Source organism: Bradyrhizobium sp. CCBAU 45384 (assembly GCF_028128665.1).
Classification (GTDB): Bacteria; Pseudomonadota; Alphaproteobacteria; order Rhizobiales; family Xanthobacteraceae; genus Bradyrhizobium; species Bradyrhizobium manausense.
This window is the reverse complement of the sequence record NZ_LBIZ01000009.1, coordinates 1-14,111: the sequence shown is the minus strand read 5'-3', so window position 1 is coordinate 14,111 and position 14,111 is coordinate 1. Positions and strand designations below refer to the sequence as shown.

The following is a 14,111-nucleotide window of genomic DNA, read 5'->3' as shown; positions in this document are numbered from 1 at the left end:
CCCACCCTACGAGACTCGATGCTGCGCAACGACCCGGAATGACGAAGGCGAGAGGCGATCACCCCTTCGGCGTCACCGGCGTCCCGTCAGCCATGGTCGTCACGCCCTTCCGTTCCACGATCATCCCGTATGCCCGCGGCTGGCGGTGAACATCGAAATTGAAGGTGGTGCGCTTGTAGGAGTTGCAGAGATCGAGATCGCAGCGGGCGAGCGCGAGCTCGTCGCCCTTGGTGGTGCATCGCGCGATGATCTCGCCTGATGGCGCGATGATGCAGCTGCCGCCGATATGATCGACGCCCTCCTCAACGCCGGCCTTGGCGACGCCGACCACGAAGGTGCCGTTCTGGTAGGCGCCCGATTGCATCACCAGATGATTGTGGAACAGCGAGAGATCGTCGTGCTCCGGCGCCGGCGGATTGTGCACCGGCGTGTTGTAGCCGATCATCACCATCTCGACGCCCTGCAGGCCCATCACCCGGTAGGTCTCGCTCCAGCGGCGATCGTTGCAGATCGCCATTCCCATCATACCGCCGAAGGCGGTGGTGACGCCGAAGCCGGAGCCGGGCTCGAAATAGCGCTTCTCCAGATGCTGAAACTTGCGCCAGGGCTCATGCTCGGCATGACCGGGCAGGTGCACCTTGCGGTACTTCGCAAGCGTCGCGCCGCTTTTGTCGACGAGGATCGACGTGTTGTAGCGATGGACGCGACCGGCCTCGACCGCGAGCTCCGCATAGCCGAGACAAAAGCCGATGCCGCTCTCGCGCGCGAGATCGAACAGCGCTTGCGTCTCCGGCCCCGGCATCTCGCGTTCAAAGAAGCTGTCGATCTCGGACTGATCCTCAAAATACCAGCGCGGAAAGAACGTGGTCAGCGCGAGCTCGGGAAAGACGATCAGATCGCAGCCATTGGCCTTGGCCTGGCGCATCAACGCCATCAGCCGCGCCACGACCTCGGTCCGAGTCTCGCGTCTCGCGATCGGACCAAGCTGGCCGGCTGCAACGGTCAAAAATCTCGCCACGCGTTTGCCCTCATTCGCTCACCGGTTTTCCCGAGCCCCGCCGCAAATATCCGGTCGCGCATATCCAGCCGGGCATATCCGCCCGGGCGCATGCACATTCCGCGCCTGTTCGATCTGACGCCGCAAGGAATTTCGGCGCAATCAGGCATTCCAGCAACTTTCGTTGCCTATCTGCAACGGTTCCCAACGATCTAAGACCGGACAAAAGAAACGCCCATTGCGGCCACGAACCCTGCTCACAACGCCGTGAGACAAGTCAGGGGAACGACGATGCGTGCACAACGCGTTTGGAACGTGAATGGAGCCGCCAGCATCGGGCAGCTTCAATCCAAATTGGACGATCTGAACAAGCGGCTCAGCCAGCTCGAGAGCCAGCATCCCGAAAGCTGGAAGGTGGAAGAGCTGAAAGCGAGCGCGCTCAGCCTGTCCAGGGAGATCGACGACATCCGCTGCGCCGAGGCGACGGCGGCGTTGCGGGAATTGCTGCGGAAGTAACTGGCGCGGCACGCAGGACAAATTCGGCACAGCGCGCGGAACCAACGCTCCGCCCCGCCATTGGCATGGTGAAGCATGGAGCAAAATCATGTCCAGGCATCTGACGCGAGCCCATTTCGCGCGTGGCGTGGCCGGCGCGGTTTCCACGCTGGTGCTGTGCGCGACGGCGGCCTTCACCATCGCGCACCACTTCGCGCTGTGAGGATTTTTGCATGACGTCCGAACCTGAGGAGTCGGTGAGGCTGCAAGGTTTTGGCGAGATGACGCTGCGCACGGCGGTCGCAACCGTGATGCTGCTCGCGCCGCGCGAGCGCGCGGAGGCCGCGATCTTCCGCGTGCGCGACGGCGTGCGTCTGGCCTCAAGCGAGATCGCCGAGCTCGCGTCACAATGGGGCATCGCGCCGACGGCCCGGATCAGGTCGCCAGGGCTCGTCCCCGAGCAGCACTGGTCCGACATCGTCCGCGGCATGGTGCGCGAGGCCCCGCTGCCATCACTGATGGTGGCATTTCTGCTGGGCATGCTGGTGGCGCGGCGGTGAGACCGTCTCCACCGCCGGTATAGTGCCCCGGCCTATTCGTGACGGTCCATCGCCGACTCCGTCCTGGTGTCCCGCATGGTCAGGTAGACCAGCAGCGACACCGCGATGCAGCCGGTCAGGTACCAGTAGAACCAGCTTTCGTGACCGATGGACTTGAACCACAGCGCAATGGATTCGGCGGTGCCGCCGAAGATCGAGACGGTGAGCGCATAGGGCACCCCAACCCCCGTCGCGCGGACGCTGGTCGGAAACAGCTCGGCCTTCACCACCGCGTTGATCGCGGTATAGCCCGACACGATCATCCAGGCGGCGGCGATCAGCAGGAAGGCCGAAAACCCATCGTGAACCGCCTGCAGCGTCGTCAACAGGGGAATCGTGAACAGCGTGCCTGATACGCCGAAGCCGATCAGCAGCCATTTGCGACCGATGCGGTCGGAGATCGCACCATAGACCGGTTGCAACACCATCGCGAAGACGAGGCTGCCCGCCGTCACCATGGTGGTCTGGTCGTCGGTCAGCTTCACCGAGAGGCGGAGAAACTTCTGCATATAGGTGGTGTAGGTGTAGAATGCCGCAGTGCCGCCCATCGTCAGCCCCACCACCAGCATCAGCTCGCGCGGATAGTTCAGCAGCGCGCGGATCGAGCCGGATTTCTTCACGGTGACCCGGCTGGTCTTGAAGGCATCGGTCTCGTGAAGGTTGCTCCGCATCAAGGCGGCGACGACCGCCAGCACGGCGCCGAATGCAAACGGCACACGCCAGCCCCAGGCACGGATCTCGTCGGTCGAGAGAAAGACCTTCTGCAGCAGAAGCAGCACGAGGATGGCGCAGAGCTGGCCGCCGATCAGCGTCACGTATTGAAAGCTGGAGTAGAAGCCGCGGTTCTTCTCGTCGGCGACCTCGCTGAGATAGGTGGCGCTGGTACCGTATTCGCCGCCCAGACTCAGCCCTTGCAGGATCCGTGCAAGGCCGAGGACGACGGGAGCGGCAAGACCAATCGAAGCGTAGGTCGGCGTCACCGCGATGACCAGCGAGCCGAAGCACATCATCACGACCGACAGCGTCAGTGCATTGCGCCGGCCATGGCGGTCGGCGAGATGGCCGAACAGCCAGCCGCCGAGCGGGCGCACCAGAAAGCCCGCCGCGAACAGCAGCGCCGCATTGAGCTGCTGCACCACCTCGTCGCCATCGGGGAAGAACGCCTTGGCGAAATAGAGCGAGAACGCCGCATAGGCATAGAAATCGTACCACTCGACGAGATTGCCGACCGAGCCGATGAAGATCGCGCGCAGCCGGCGCTTCATGTCAGCGGCCTTCGCGCGCGTCTCCGTGACGGGCGCACCCATGGTCTGGATCGAGGCTTCCTGTGAACTCACGACATTCCTCCGCAGATTTATTGGAAAACCGGATGGCTTCGTCGCTGCTTCAGCAACGGCCATGCCAATCGTGAGTGACATGCGGAAATGCGGAAAACTGCGGGAATTGCCTACATTTCCCGGGGAGGACGACCTCGCGGGGCACGAGCATCGGCAGGAATCCGCCGATGCGACAGCCGCCATCGGCGGATTTCCGCCGATGGCGTTACCGACTCAGGGCTCCTTGCGGCCGGGCCGCGCCAGCGCGTATTTCGCCATCTTCTCGTTCAGCGTCCGGCGCGGCACGCCAAGCTCCGCGGTGACGGCTGCAATCGACCAATCGTGCTCGCGCAAGGCGGCCTCGATCAGCGCGCGTTCATAGGACGCGACGCGATCGGCGAGCGTCCGCTGCGGCGCTCCCGGCTCGCCCCGCCGCAGTATCTCGGCAACGCTGCGGCCGGTCGCCGCGAGTCCCAGCGCATAGCGCTCGGCGACGTTCTTCAGCTCACGCACATTGCCAGGCCAGTCATGGGCGAGCAGCGCATCGAGATCGTCCGCCCGCAGCGGCGCCATGGTGCGGCCGGCGCCCTTGGCGGCCGCAGCGGCAAAATGCTCGAACAGCAGCAGGATGTCGTTGCCGCGCTCGCGCAGCGGCGGCAGGTGAATCTCCGCCGCGGCAAGGCGGAAATAGAGATCGGAGCGGAAACGTCCCTGACGGCTCTCGGAGGCAAGATCGCCCTTGGCCGCCGCGACGACGCGAACATCGACCGGCAGCAGCTTGTTGGAGCCGACCCGCTCGATGGTGCGCTCCTGGAGCGCGCGCAGGATCTTGGCCTGGAACGGCAGCGGCATGCTCTCGATCTCGTCGAGCAACAGCGTGCCGCCATTGGCGTGCTCGAATTTTCCGACGCGGGCGCCACGCGCACCGGTGAAGGCCCCGGCCTCGTGACCGAACAATTCGCTTTCGAACAGCTCGGCCGGAATCGCGGCGCAGTTCACGGCGACGAACGGCCGCTTCGCACGCGCTCCGAAATCGTGCAGGACCCGCGCCACCACCTCCTTGCCGGTGCCGGTCTCGCCGGTGATGATGACGTCGCGATCGTGACCGGCGAGCTCGAGCACGCTGGCCCGCACCGCTTCCATCGGCCGCGACAGGCCGATCAGGCGCGCATCGATCGCGCCGGGCGCGGCCAGCCGATCGGACAGCTGGCGGAGCTGCAATTTGAGTTGCCGCCGCTCGACCGCACGGGTGATGACCGCCGACAGCAGCTCGGGGTCGTGAGGCTTCTGCAGGAGATCGTAGGCGCCCTCGCGCATGGCGGCCACCGCCAGCGGCACGTCGCCATGCGCAGTCAGGAGCACCACGGGAATGTCGGGATCGACGCGGTGAATGTCGCGCATCAAGTCGAGCCCGGATCGTTGCGGCATGCGAAAATCGGTCAGGACGGCGTCGGGCGGAACGTCTTTCACCAAGCGCATGGCCTCGTCGGCGCCGGCGGCAGCGCGAACCGTGAAGCCGCCGAGCTCCAGCCATTGCCGCACCGAATTGCGGACGATCTCCTCGTCGTCGACGACGAGCACGGTGCCACTCATGCCTGCAATTCCCGATGTTGCGAGGCCGGCGCGACATCCATCAGCGGAATGACGACCCTGAAAGTCGACCCCCTGCCCGGCACGCTGTCCACCAAGATGTCGCCCCCGAACTCCCTGACGATTCCGTACGAGATCGAAAGCCCGAGGCCAAGTCCCTCGCCAACCTCCTTGGTGGTGAAGAACGGATCGAACAGCGATTTGACGTGTTCGGCCGCGATGCCGGCCCCGGTGTCGGTGACCTCGATCACGGCGTTGGCGGCTTCGCTGCCGAGCGCCACCTTAAGCAAGCGCCGCTCGGACTCGCGCATCGCATCGATTGCATTCGACAACAGATTGACCACGACTTGCTCGAGCCGAATCGGATTGGCAAAGCTGTAAAGCGGCTCGGCGGGCGCGATGCGCACCACCTCGATATGCTCGTGTTCGATGCGGTATTGCAGCAGGCGGACCGCGTTGTCGATGACGGGCGCGAGCGCGACGGCGCTGCGCGAGCCGGTTTCCTTGCGCGCGAACATCCGTAAGTGGTCGATCAGCGCCATCATGCGCTCGGCAATCGACGACATCAGGTCGAGGTTCTCAGCCGCGCGATCGACTTCGTTGCGGCGGAGCAGGACGCGGCTGCTGGCGACATAGGTGATCAGCGCGGCCAGCGGTTGGTTGATCTCGTGCGCGACGCCGGCCAGTGCCTGACCGAGGCTGGCGAGCTTGGCGCTCTGGACCAGGCTCTCGAGGGTCCGGCGCAGCTCTTCCGTACGCTCGGCCACCCGACGCTCGAGAACGTCATGCGCCTCGAGCTTGGCCCTGACGACCTGACGCCGCTGATAGGCCACCAGCACCACCAGCAGCAAGGCGATGAGAGCGAACATTCCGGCGATCGCGACGGTCGCCGCGTTGCGCCGTGCATCCACGACGTCGGAGAACAACAGCAGCTTCCAGCCCTGATCGAGCGGGCGGATCTGAAGCGCGTACTCCCCGAGCTCGGTATTGCCGCGGCCGCGCGCGTGACCGATCTCGATGCCCCGGCGGCTGCTCTTGGGCACGAAGATCGGCGCGGCGTCGATGGCCTGGCCGAATTGCTGCGCGGCATTCAGCTCTGCGAGGCGTTCGGCGGGAACCGGCAGCAGCGGGCGATACTTCCAGTCCGCGCGGCTGGCGAGAAAGACCACGCCGTTCTCGTCTTCCATCGCCACGAGATCGCCCGCCCGCGCCCAATCGGCCTCTACCGCAGAGAGATCGATCTTGACCACGGCGACGCCGAGGGTTTTGCCGCCCTCCGTGATCCGATGCGACAGGAAATAGCCGGGCTGTCCTGTCGTGGCACCAACGGCGTAATAATGACCTTCGCCGGCGCGCATGGCATCGACGAAATAGGGGCGAAATGCGTAATTATATCCGACGAAACTCGACTCCTGATCGAAATTGCTCGCCGCCAGCGCAACGCCGGTAGTATCGAGCACATACAGCTCCGCGGATCGCGCACCCTGGTTGAGGGATTTGAGGTGGTGATTGGCGGCAGCGATCGCTGCTGCATCCTGCGGATCGCGGTAGAGCTCGCGAATGGGATCGGCGAGCGCCAACACCGCCGGCAGGTAGCGATAGCGCGCGACGGTCGCATCGAAAGTGCTGGCGATCAGCGCGAGCCGGTCATTGCCCTCCCGCTGCATCCGCGCAAAGCCGGCATCGAGCGCCAGCACGTAAGCCAGCCAGCCCGCCGCCGCGATCGCCGCGAGCGCAAATGCTGCGATCAGCGCGTGCCGCAGCGGGACTGGACGAGGAGGTTGCAATCGAGGCTCCGGATCGAGGCGATATCGCTAGGTACCACATCGCCGACGGCGTTGGCGGAACGTCCGGCCGGCCGCTCGGGGGACGCGACGTCGGCCGAGCCATTAGCCATGCCCGCGGAACAGGTCAGCCTGCGAAGGGCAAATCGGTCGTGGACCCGCCTGCAAAATCGTTGCAAAAAGGACCCTGGAGGCCCTGGCGGCCGGTCCGCCAAGCCTTTGGAAAATGCCAACTTTTGGAAGAATGGTCGGAGTGGCAGGATTCGAACCTGCGACCCCTGCGTCCCGAACGCAGTGCTCTACCGGGCTGAGCCACACTCCGACAAGAGGCCGGCTTATAGCGTCGGGCTTGGCGCACCGCAAGCGGCCGATAAGAGGAATTTTGTCCCTGTGAAAACGGGTCTTGAAACGCTGATTTTGCCGGCCGGCGAGGCCGGCGCACAAGCCGCCGCCCGGACCCTCGCCGCCGGCGGGCTGGTCGCGTTTCCGACCGAGACGGTCTATGGGCTCGGCGCCGACGCCGCCAATGCCACAGCGGTCGCTCACATCTACAGCGCCAAGGGCCGGCCGGCGTTCAATCCGTTGATCGCCCATGTCCCCGACCTCGCGGCGGCACGGCGGATCGGCAGGTTCGATGCGCGCGCGATCAGGCTTGCGGAGGCGTTCTGGCCGGGACCGCTGACGCTGGTGGTGCCGAAGACCGAGGACTGCCCCGTTGCCGATCTGGCCACCGCCGGCCTCGACACCGTCGCGATCCGCATTCCCGCGCACCCCGTAGCGGAGGCGATCCTGCGCGCCTTTGGCGGGGCGGTGGTGGCACCGTCCGCAAATATCTCCGGCCACGTCTCGCCGACGCTGGCGGCCCATGTCGAGAGCGATCTTGCGGGACGGATCGACCTGATCATCGACGGCGGACCTGTTGCGGTCGGCGTCGAATCGACGATTGTTGGCTGCTTTGAGGCGCCGATGCTGCTCCGCCCCGGTGGACTCTCGCGCGAGAGGATCGAGGCCGTGCTCGGTGCGCCGCTGACGCGGCCGCCTGTCGAGGCCGACAGCGACGACAGCCAGCCGCTGGCGCCGGGCATGCTGGCCTCGCATTACGCGCCGCGCGCGACCGTGCGGCTTCACGCACAGGACATTGCGCCCGGCGAGGCGCTGCTGGCATTTGGCCCTGCGCGCCTGCCCGGCCAGGACGCCGCTGCCGCCATCATGAATTTGTCGTCCACTGCTGATCTCGATGAAGCCGCGGCCAATCTGTTCGGCTATCTTCGCAGCCTCGATGCGAAGGCACCCAAGGCGATTGCCGTGATGACGATTCCGGAAGAAGGCCTGGGCGAAGCGATCAATGACCGGCTGCGGCGCGCGGCAGTTGCGCGGTAAGTGTGGAAGAAGAGACGAGACCATGAATATCAATCAATCCGCCACCCCGCCGCTCGCGCCCGAGCTGGTCGACCAATTTCGCAAGATCGTCGGCGATCGTCATGCCATCACCGATCCCAGTGATATCGAGGCCTACGTCACCGAGGAGCGCAACCTCTTCCACGGCCGCTCGCCGCTGGTGCTGCGCCCGGGCTCGACGGCGGAAGTGTCCGCGATCTGCAAGCTCGCCTCCGAGCACAGAATCGCGCTGGTGCCGCAGGGCGGCAATACCGGGCTGGTCGGCGGGCAGACGCCGCACAACGGCGAGGTCGTGGTGTCGCTGCGGCGGCTGGACAAGATCCGCGAGGTCGACACCGCCTCCAACACCATGACATGTGAGGCCGGCGTGATCTTGCAGATCGCGCAAGCGAAGGCCGCCGACGTCGACCGCCTGTTTCCGCTGTCGCTGGGCGCGGAAGGCAGCTGCACCATCGGCGGCAACCTCTCGACCAATGCCGGCGGTACCGCCGCGCTCGCCTATGGCGTCGCGCGCGAGATGGCGCTGGGGCTTGAGGTCGTGCTCGCCGACGGGCGCGTGCTCAACGTGCTGTCGAAGCTGAAGAAGGACAATACCGGCTACAATCTGCACAATCTCTTCATCGGCGCGGAAGGCACGCTCGGCATCATCACCGCGGCGACGCTCAAACTGTTTCCGAAGCCGCGGGCGATCGAGACCGCCTATGTGGGGCTGAAATCGCCGGCGGCCGCGCTCAAGCTTTTGACCATCGCGCAGAGCGAGGCCGCGAATGCGCTGACGAGCTTTGAGCTGCTGTCGGAGATGGCGGTCGATTTCTCGGTCCGCCACGGCATCGACGTGCGCGATCCGCTCGCAGAGAAGCACCCCTGGTACGTGCTGATGGAATTGTCCACAGCCAGCGACGACGCCCGCACGCCGCTGGAGACGATTCTTGGCCGCGCCATGGAAGAGGAGATCGTCGACGACGCCGTGATCGCGGCCAACCTGACCCAACGCAACGCCTTCTGGAAACTGCGCGAGGAGATGTCGGCGGCACAAAAACCGGAGGGCGGCTCGATCAAGCACGACATCTCCGTTCCCGTCGCCGCGGTGCCTGACTTCATCGAGGAAGCCAATGCCGCGGTGATCAAGCTGATCCCCGGCGCGCGGCCGGTGCCGTTCGGCCATCTCGGCGACGGCAATCTGCATTACAATGTCAGCGAGCCCATCGGCGCCAACACCGCTGACTTTCTCGCCCGCTGGCATGAGATGAACGCCGTGGTGTTCGAGATCGTGCTGCGCATGGGCGGCTCGATCTCGGCCGAGCACGGCATCGGCGTGCTCAAGCGTGACGAGCTGCCCGAGGTGAAAGACAAGACCGCGATCGAGCTGATGAGGTCGATCAAGGCGATGCTCGATCCGCTGGGAATCATGAATCCGGGGAAGGTGCTGTAGGCATGTCCGCTCTCAAGATCGATCCGATCGACGATACCGAAGTCGAGCCGGTGGTGGCGCTGTGGCAGCGCTGCGGCCTGACGCGCCCCTGGAACGATCCGCACGCCGATATCGCGCTGGCGCGGCGGCGAGAAAACTCGACGGTGCTCGTTGGCCGCGACGCCGGCGCGATCGTGGCGACCGTCATGGTCGGCCATGACGGTCATCGCGGCTGGGTCTATTACGTCGCGGTCGATCCCGATGCACGCAAGCGCGGCTATGGTCGCGCCATCATGTCGGCGGCCGAGGACTGGCTGCGCGCGTCCGGCATCGCAAAGCTCCAGCTCCTGGTCCGCCGCGAGAATGCGCAGGCCAATGCCTTCTACCAGTCGCTCCGTTTCGAGGAATCGACCTCCGTGATGTTCCAGAAGTGGCTCGACGGCCGCGAACACTGAAAGACAATCATGACCATTTCCGACCGCGTCCGCATCAAGGACGTCCGCGTGCTCTCGGACGGCTGGACCACGCTGAAGAGCACCACGTTCGACTACCGGCGCGCCAATGGCGAATGGCAGACACAGAAGCGCGAGACCTATGAGCGCGACAACGCCGCCGCCATCCTGCCGTATCATCGCGCCCAGCGCAGCGTGATCCTGGTGAAGCAGTTCCGCCTGCCGGCTTTCATCCGCGGTTACGACGATCTGCTGATCGAAGCGGCCGCCGGCGTGCTCGACAATGCCGAGCCCGAAGCCCGCATCCGCGCCGAGGCCGAGGAAGAAACCGGCTATCGCCTGCACCATGTGCACAAGGTGTTTGAAGCCTTCATGAGCCCTGGTGCCATCACCGAGAAGCTGCATTTCTTCGTCGCCGAGTACGAGCCGCATATGCGGGTCAGCGACGGCGGCGGCCTCGAGCATGAGGGCGAGGACATCGAGGTGCTGGAGCTCGGCATCGATGAGGCCCTGGCGATGATCGCGGACGGCAGGATCATCGACGGCAAGGCGATCATGCTGCTGCAATACGCGGCACTGCATATTTTTCGGTAGGTGCGCTATTCACCTCGCCCCGCTTGAGCAACCCGAAAACTACCTCTAGTCTGGCGCTAACCAAGAACCAGGAGACGCGCCCATGTCCGCTCCGCGCGACGATGAATTCGGCTTTGCGCCCGATTACGATTCCCCGGTCCCCTATATGCAGCGGACGCGGGATTATTACAGCGCGATCGGCTACACCACGCCATATCGCTGGGCGCATTACACCACAGCGCCGTTCCAGAAGCTGAAGAAGCCGCTGGCGCAGTCTCGCGTCACCATCATCACCACGGCGGCGCCCTATGATCCCGGCAAAGGCGACCAGGGGCCCGGCGCGGCGTACAATGGCAGCGCGAAGTTTTACCAGGTCTATGACGGTGACACGTCGAAGCAGCACGACCTGCGCATCTCCCATATCGGCTACGACCGCAAGCACACCACGGCGACAGATAACGGCACCTGGTTTCCACTGCCGCAACTGTTGAAGGCGAAAGCCGCCGGCCGCATCGGCGAGGTGAGCCCGCGCTTTTTCGGCGCGCCGACCAATCGCAGCCATCGCGTCACGCTCGACACCGACGCGCCGGAGATCCTGGCGCGCTGCCTCACTGATGCGGTCGACGTCGCGGTGCTGGTGCCGAACTGCCCGGTCTGCCACCAGACCACCGCGCTGGTGGCGCGGCATCTCGAGGCCAATGGCATTGCGACCGTGATCATGGGCTGTGCCAAGGACATCATCGAGCACGCGGCCGTGCCGCGCTTTCTGTTCAGCGACTTCCCGCTCGGCAACTCCGCCGGCAAGCCGCATGACATCGCCTCGCAGGCACAGACGCTGGAGCTGGCGCTCACGCTGCTGGAGACCGCGAGCGGGCCGCAGACCACGATGCAGTCGCCGCTGCGCTGGAGCGAGGACGCCTCCTGGAAGCTCGACTATAACAACGTCGCGCAGCTGTCGCCGGAGGAGCTGGCGCGCCGCCGCGCCGAATTCGACAAGCAGAAGGAGATCGCGCGCGGCAACCGCGCCGCCTGACGTCTTCCTTAACAATAACCGTCGGGAGAGAGACGTGACGCGACCGTTCGAGGGCGTGAAGATCCTGGATTTCACGCAAGTGCTGGCCGGGCCCTATGCGAGCTACCAGCTCGCGCTGCTGGGCGGCGACGTCATCAAGGTCGAGCGGCGCGAGGGCGAGGATATGCGCCGCACGCCGCTGTCCCGCGAATGGGCCGAGCGCGGACTGGCCCCGGCGTTCCAGGCCATCAACGGCAACAAGCGCAGCCTGACGCTCGACTTGCAAAAGCCTGACGCGATCGCGATCGTGAAGAAGCTTGCCGCCGCGGTCGACGTCGTCATGGAAAACTTCCGCCCGGGCGTGATGGACAAGCTCGGCATCGGCTACGAGGCGCTGTCGGCGATCAATCCAAAACTGATCTATTGCGCGGTGTCGGGCTTCGGCCAGACCGGCCCGGATCGTCTGCGGCCCGGCTATGACGGCAAGATGCAGGCGCTGTCGGGCATCATGGCGATCACGGGTCACCCCTCGACGGGCCCGACGCGCGCCGGCTTTGCGGTGTGCGACGTGCTCTCGGGCGCAACGGCCGCATTTGCCGTGTCGAGCGCGCTGTACCAACGCGACCGCACCGGCAAGGGCCAGCTCGTCGACGTCTCCATGCTGGAGGCGACGCTGGCATTTCTTTCGGGGCAAATCGCGGACTGGTCGGTCGCCGGCCATCGCCAGCGGCTTTCCGGCAACCAGGCCGTCAGCCGCAAGACCACCGCGAACCTGTTCAAGGCGGGCGACGGCTACATCCTGCTCGCGGTCAACAATGAGAAGCAGTACCGCGCGCTGATGACCACGCTCGGCCGCGAGGATACGCTGAGCGATCCGCGCTTTGCCGACTGGTTTTCCCGCAACGAGAACGAACCGGCACTTCGGGCCATCATCGAAGAGGCGCTGGCGGCAAAACCCGCGCGCGAATGGGAGACGATCCTCGAGGATGCCGGCGCACCCTGCGCCAGCATCTGGAAGATCGAGGAGGTGATCGACCACCCGCAGATCAGGGCGCGCGGCGCGATCCAGGAGCTGGACACGCCCTATGGCCGCCTGCGCTTTGCCGGCAGCGGCTTCCAGCTCGCCCATGGCGGCGGCCGGCTCGACCGGATGGCGCCGGAGCTCGGCGCGGATACGGATGCGGTGCTGGGCGAGCTCGGATTTGACGCGGCGGAGATCGCAGCGCTGAGGGCGCGGGAGATCGTGTAGAACTCCGCTGCCGTGCAAAGGCGCCCTTGCGCCGTGCCCACGATCCCTCTCGGTCACGAAAAACGCGTGGGCACGCTTGCGCTTTGCCCACCCTACTGCATCGAGATCGACCGCACGCGCCTGCGAACCAAGTTAGATCGCCTTCGCCGCGATCTTGGCGGCGGCGAGAATCTCGCGCCTGACGGCATCGTCCTTCACCGCGCGGGCCATGTCGGCCGCGCCGGTCAGGATCGCCAGCAGTGCCAGCGCGCGCTGCCGCGCATGCGTACCGCGAAAACCCTGCGCGACGAGGTCCGCGAGACGCTCCAGCTCACCCTGGTAGACGGCGCGCGTGGCCGCGTCCGCGCGCGCGACGTCGGAGGAGAAGCTCGGCAGCGCGCAGGCTTCGTCGAGACCGACCTCCATTCGCTCACCCAGATAGAAATTGATGAAAGGATCGCGCCAGCCGCTGCCATGTTGCGCCTGAAACTGGGCGATGCCGCCGCGCAGGAAGGCGAGCCCGTCCGCGACCGCGAGCCGGAACGCATCCGCCTTGGACTCGAAATGGGCGTAGAACGCCCCCGACGTGAGGCCCGCGCCCTTTGCGAGCGCGTCCACGCCGGCGCCGCCGAATCCACCGGTGCGGAAGCCGCGCCCGACCGCGTCCGCCAGCCGCGTGCGTGCGTCTCCATCGCTCTTCTTCGGTCGTGCCATCGTCGTCACCTCTCGATAGCGATCGTTATATTAGGCTTGACGAGATAACGATCGTTATGTTTTATATAGCGACCGTTATCTTACGGTTCAAAGGGAGACCTCTCTATGCCTATCCAGATCATCGTTCCCGAAGGCGCGCTGACGCCATCAGGGGAAGCCGAGGCGTTCGGCAAGCTGACCGAACTGCTGCTGCGCCTGCACGGCCTCACCGGCAACCGCTTCATGACGCCGAACGTCATCGGCGAGGTGACCGTGGTGCCGAAGCGGCGCACCTATTCCGGCGGCAAGCCCGCGGACATCGCCGTGTTCGAGCTCAAGGTGCCGTCCTTCGTGCTGCCGACGCAGGAGCTGAAGGACGCCTGGATCTCCGAGGGAACTGCCATCATCGAGAAGGCGGCCGAGGGACGCATCAAGCGCGAGCATATTTTTGCAAATGTCAGCTACGCCGTGGACGGCGGCTGGGGCATCGGCGGCGAGGCGTTCAGCAACGCCGCGCTCGGATCGGCGGTCGCTGCGGCTTGAAGCGAGCGAGTACAGGTTTT

14 protein-coding genes and 1 tRNA gene are annotated in these 14,111 nt (G+C 65.4%); 9 read left to right on the top strand and 6 right to left on the bottom strand.

The window, feature by feature from the left end:
- Window positions 1–58: 58 nt before the first annotated feature.
- Window positions 59–1,018 (bottom strand): N-carbamoyl-D-amino-acid hydrolase, encoded by a 960-nt coding sequence (locus tag XH80_RS02180; RefSeq protein ID WP_271597140.1) that lies wholly within the window; start codon window positions 1,016–1,018, stop codon window positions 59–61.
- 270 nt (window positions 1,019–1,288) lie between these two features.
- Between XH80_RS02180 and XH80_RS02175 the strand changes: the two genes are divergently transcribed.
- Together XH80_RS02175 and XH80_RS02170 are read left to right on the top strand one after the other, a co-directional pair.
- Complete coding sequence (locus XH80_RS02175; protein ID WP_220000572.1) at window positions 1,289–1,513, top strand: hypothetical protein; 225 nt, start codon at window positions 1,289–1,291, stop codon at window positions 1,511–1,513.
- Between the two features lie 212 nt (window positions 1,514–1,725).
- The gene (locus XH80_RS02170) at window positions 1,726–2,052 is read left to right on the top strand and encodes a hypothetical protein (protein WP_271597139.1); all 327 of its coding nucleotides are present in this window, start codon (window positions 1,726–1,728) and stop codon (window positions 2,050–2,052) included.
- A 32-nt stretch (window positions 2,053–2,084) separates the two neighbouring features.
- Here the strand turns inward: XH80_RS02170 and XH80_RS02165 are convergent, their stop codons facing one another.
- The 4 genes from XH80_RS02165 to XH80_RS02150 all read right to left on the bottom strand — a co-directional run bounded on the left by XH80_RS02165 (window position 2,085) and on the right by XH80_RS02150 (window position 7,103).
- Complete coding sequence (locus XH80_RS02165; protein WP_271597221.1) at window positions 2,085–3,398, bottom strand: MFS transporter; 1,314 nt, start codon at window positions 3,396–3,398, stop codon at window positions 2,085–2,087.
- A 243-nt stretch (window positions 3,399–3,641) separates the two neighbouring features.
- Entirely contained in the window at window positions 3,642–5,000 is a 1,359-nt protein-coding gene (locus XH80_RS02160) for a sigma-54-dependent transcriptional regulator (protein WP_271597138.1), read from the bottom strand.
- A complete protein-coding gene (locus XH80_RS02155; RefSeq protein WP_271597137.1) occupies window positions 4,997–6,784 on the bottom strand; it encodes a sensor histidine kinase in 1,788 nt (595 codons plus the stop codon). Before XH80_RS02155 ends, XH80_RS02160 begins: the two co-directional genes overlap by 4 nt.
- Window positions 6,785–7,026: 242 nt before the next feature.
- Window positions 7,027–7,103 (bottom strand) — tRNA-Pro (locus XH80_RS02150).
- A gap of 68 nt (window positions 7,104–7,171) precedes the next feature.
- On the opposite strand from XH80_RS02150, the gene XH80_RS02145 reads away from it, so the two are divergent.
- The 6 genes from XH80_RS02145 to XH80_RS02120 all read left to right on the top strand — a co-directional run bounded on the left by XH80_RS02145 (window position 7,172) and on the right by XH80_RS02120 (window position 12,876).
- Complete coding sequence (locus XH80_RS02145) at window positions 7,172–8,161, top strand: L-threonylcarbamoyladenylate synthase (protein ID WP_271597136.1); 990 nt, start codon at window positions 7,172–7,174, stop codon at window positions 8,159–8,161.
- A 22-nt stretch (window positions 8,162–8,183) separates the two neighbouring features.
- Window positions 8,184–9,611 (top strand): FAD-binding oxidoreductase, encoded by a 1,428-nt coding sequence (locus XH80_RS02140; protein ID WP_271597135.1) that lies wholly within the window; start codon window positions 8,184–8,186, stop codon window positions 9,609–9,611.
- Between the two features lie 2 nt (window positions 9,612–9,613).
- Entirely contained in the window at window positions 9,614–10,045 is a 432-nt protein-coding gene (locus tag XH80_RS02135) for a GNAT family acetyltransferase (RefSeq protein WP_271597134.1), read from the top strand.
- A 9-nt stretch (window positions 10,046–10,054) separates the two neighbouring features.
- Entirely contained in the window at window positions 10,055–10,636 is a 582-nt protein-coding gene (locus XH80_RS02130) for a GDP-mannose pyrophosphatase (RefSeq protein WP_057753767.1), read from the top strand.
- An 82-nt stretch (window positions 10,637–10,718) separates the two neighbouring features.
- The gene (locus XH80_RS02125) at window positions 10,719–11,648 is read left to right on the top strand and encodes a glycine reductase (RefSeq protein WP_271597133.1); all 930 of its coding nucleotides are present in this window, start codon (window positions 10,719–10,721) and stop codon (window positions 11,646–11,648) included.
- A gap of 34 nt (window positions 11,649–11,682) precedes the next feature.
- Entirely contained in the window at window positions 11,683–12,876 is a 1,194-nt protein-coding gene (locus XH80_RS02120; RefSeq protein WP_271597132.1) for a CaiB/BaiF CoA transferase family protein, read from the top strand.
- A gap of 132 nt (window positions 12,877–13,008) precedes the next feature.
- Here the strand turns inward: XH80_RS02120 and XH80_RS02115 are convergent, their stop codons facing one another.
- Window positions 13,009–13,569, bottom strand: coding sequence for a TetR family transcriptional regulator (locus XH80_RS02115; protein ID WP_271597131.1), 561 nt, complete (start codon window positions 13,567–13,569; stop codon window positions 13,009–13,011).
- Window positions 13,570–13,674: 105 nt separating this feature from the next.
- On the opposite strand from XH80_RS02115, the gene XH80_RS02110 reads away from it, so the two are divergent.
- On the top strand, window positions 13,675–14,091 hold the full coding sequence (locus tag XH80_RS02110; RefSeq protein WP_128962227.1) for a Tautomerase enzyme: 417 nt from the start codon (window positions 13,675–13,677) through the stop codon (window positions 14,089–14,091).
- Window positions 14,092–14,111: the final 20 nt, after the last annotated feature.

Bases quoted from the DNA above. Each gene is read 5' to 3' on its own strand.
- XH80_RS02175 (WP_220000572.1), top strand. From the start codon at position 1,289: ATGCGTGCACAACGCGTTTGGAACGTGAATGGAGCCGCCAGCATCGGG.
- XH80_RS02170 (WP_271597139.1), top strand. From the start codon at position 1,726: ATGACGTCCGAACCTGAGGAGTCGGTGAGGCTGCAAGGTTTTGGCGAG.
- XH80_RS02165 (WP_271597221.1), bottom strand. From the start codon at position 3,398: ATGGGTGCGCCCGTCACGGAGACGCGCGCGAAGGCCGCTGACATGAAG.
- XH80_RS02160 (WP_271597138.1), bottom strand. From the start codon at position 5,000: ATGAGTGGCACCGTGCTCGTCGTCGACGACGAGGAGATCGTCCGCAAT.
- XH80_RS02140 (WP_271597135.1), top strand. From the start codon at position 8,184: ATGAATATCAATCAATCCGCCACCCCGCCGCTCGCGCCCGAGCTGGTC.
- XH80_RS02135 (WP_271597134.1), top strand. From the start codon at position 9,614: ATGTCCGCTCTCAAGATCGATCCGATCGACGATACCGAAGTCGAGCCG.
- XH80_RS02130 (WP_057753767.1), top strand. From the start codon at position 10,055: ATGACCATTTCCGACCGCGTCCGCATCAAGGACGTCCGCGTGCTCTCG.
- XH80_RS02125 (WP_271597133.1), top strand. From the start codon at position 10,719: ATGTCCGCTCCGCGCGACGATGAATTCGGCTTTGCGCCCGATTACGAT.
- XH80_RS02115 (WP_271597131.1), bottom strand. From the start codon at position 13,569: ATGGCACGACCGAAGAAGAGCGATGGAGACGCACGCACGCGGCTGGCG.
- XH80_RS02110 (WP_128962227.1), top strand. From the start codon at position 13,675: ATGCCTATCCAGATCATCGTTCCCGAAGGCGCGCTGACGCCATCAGGG.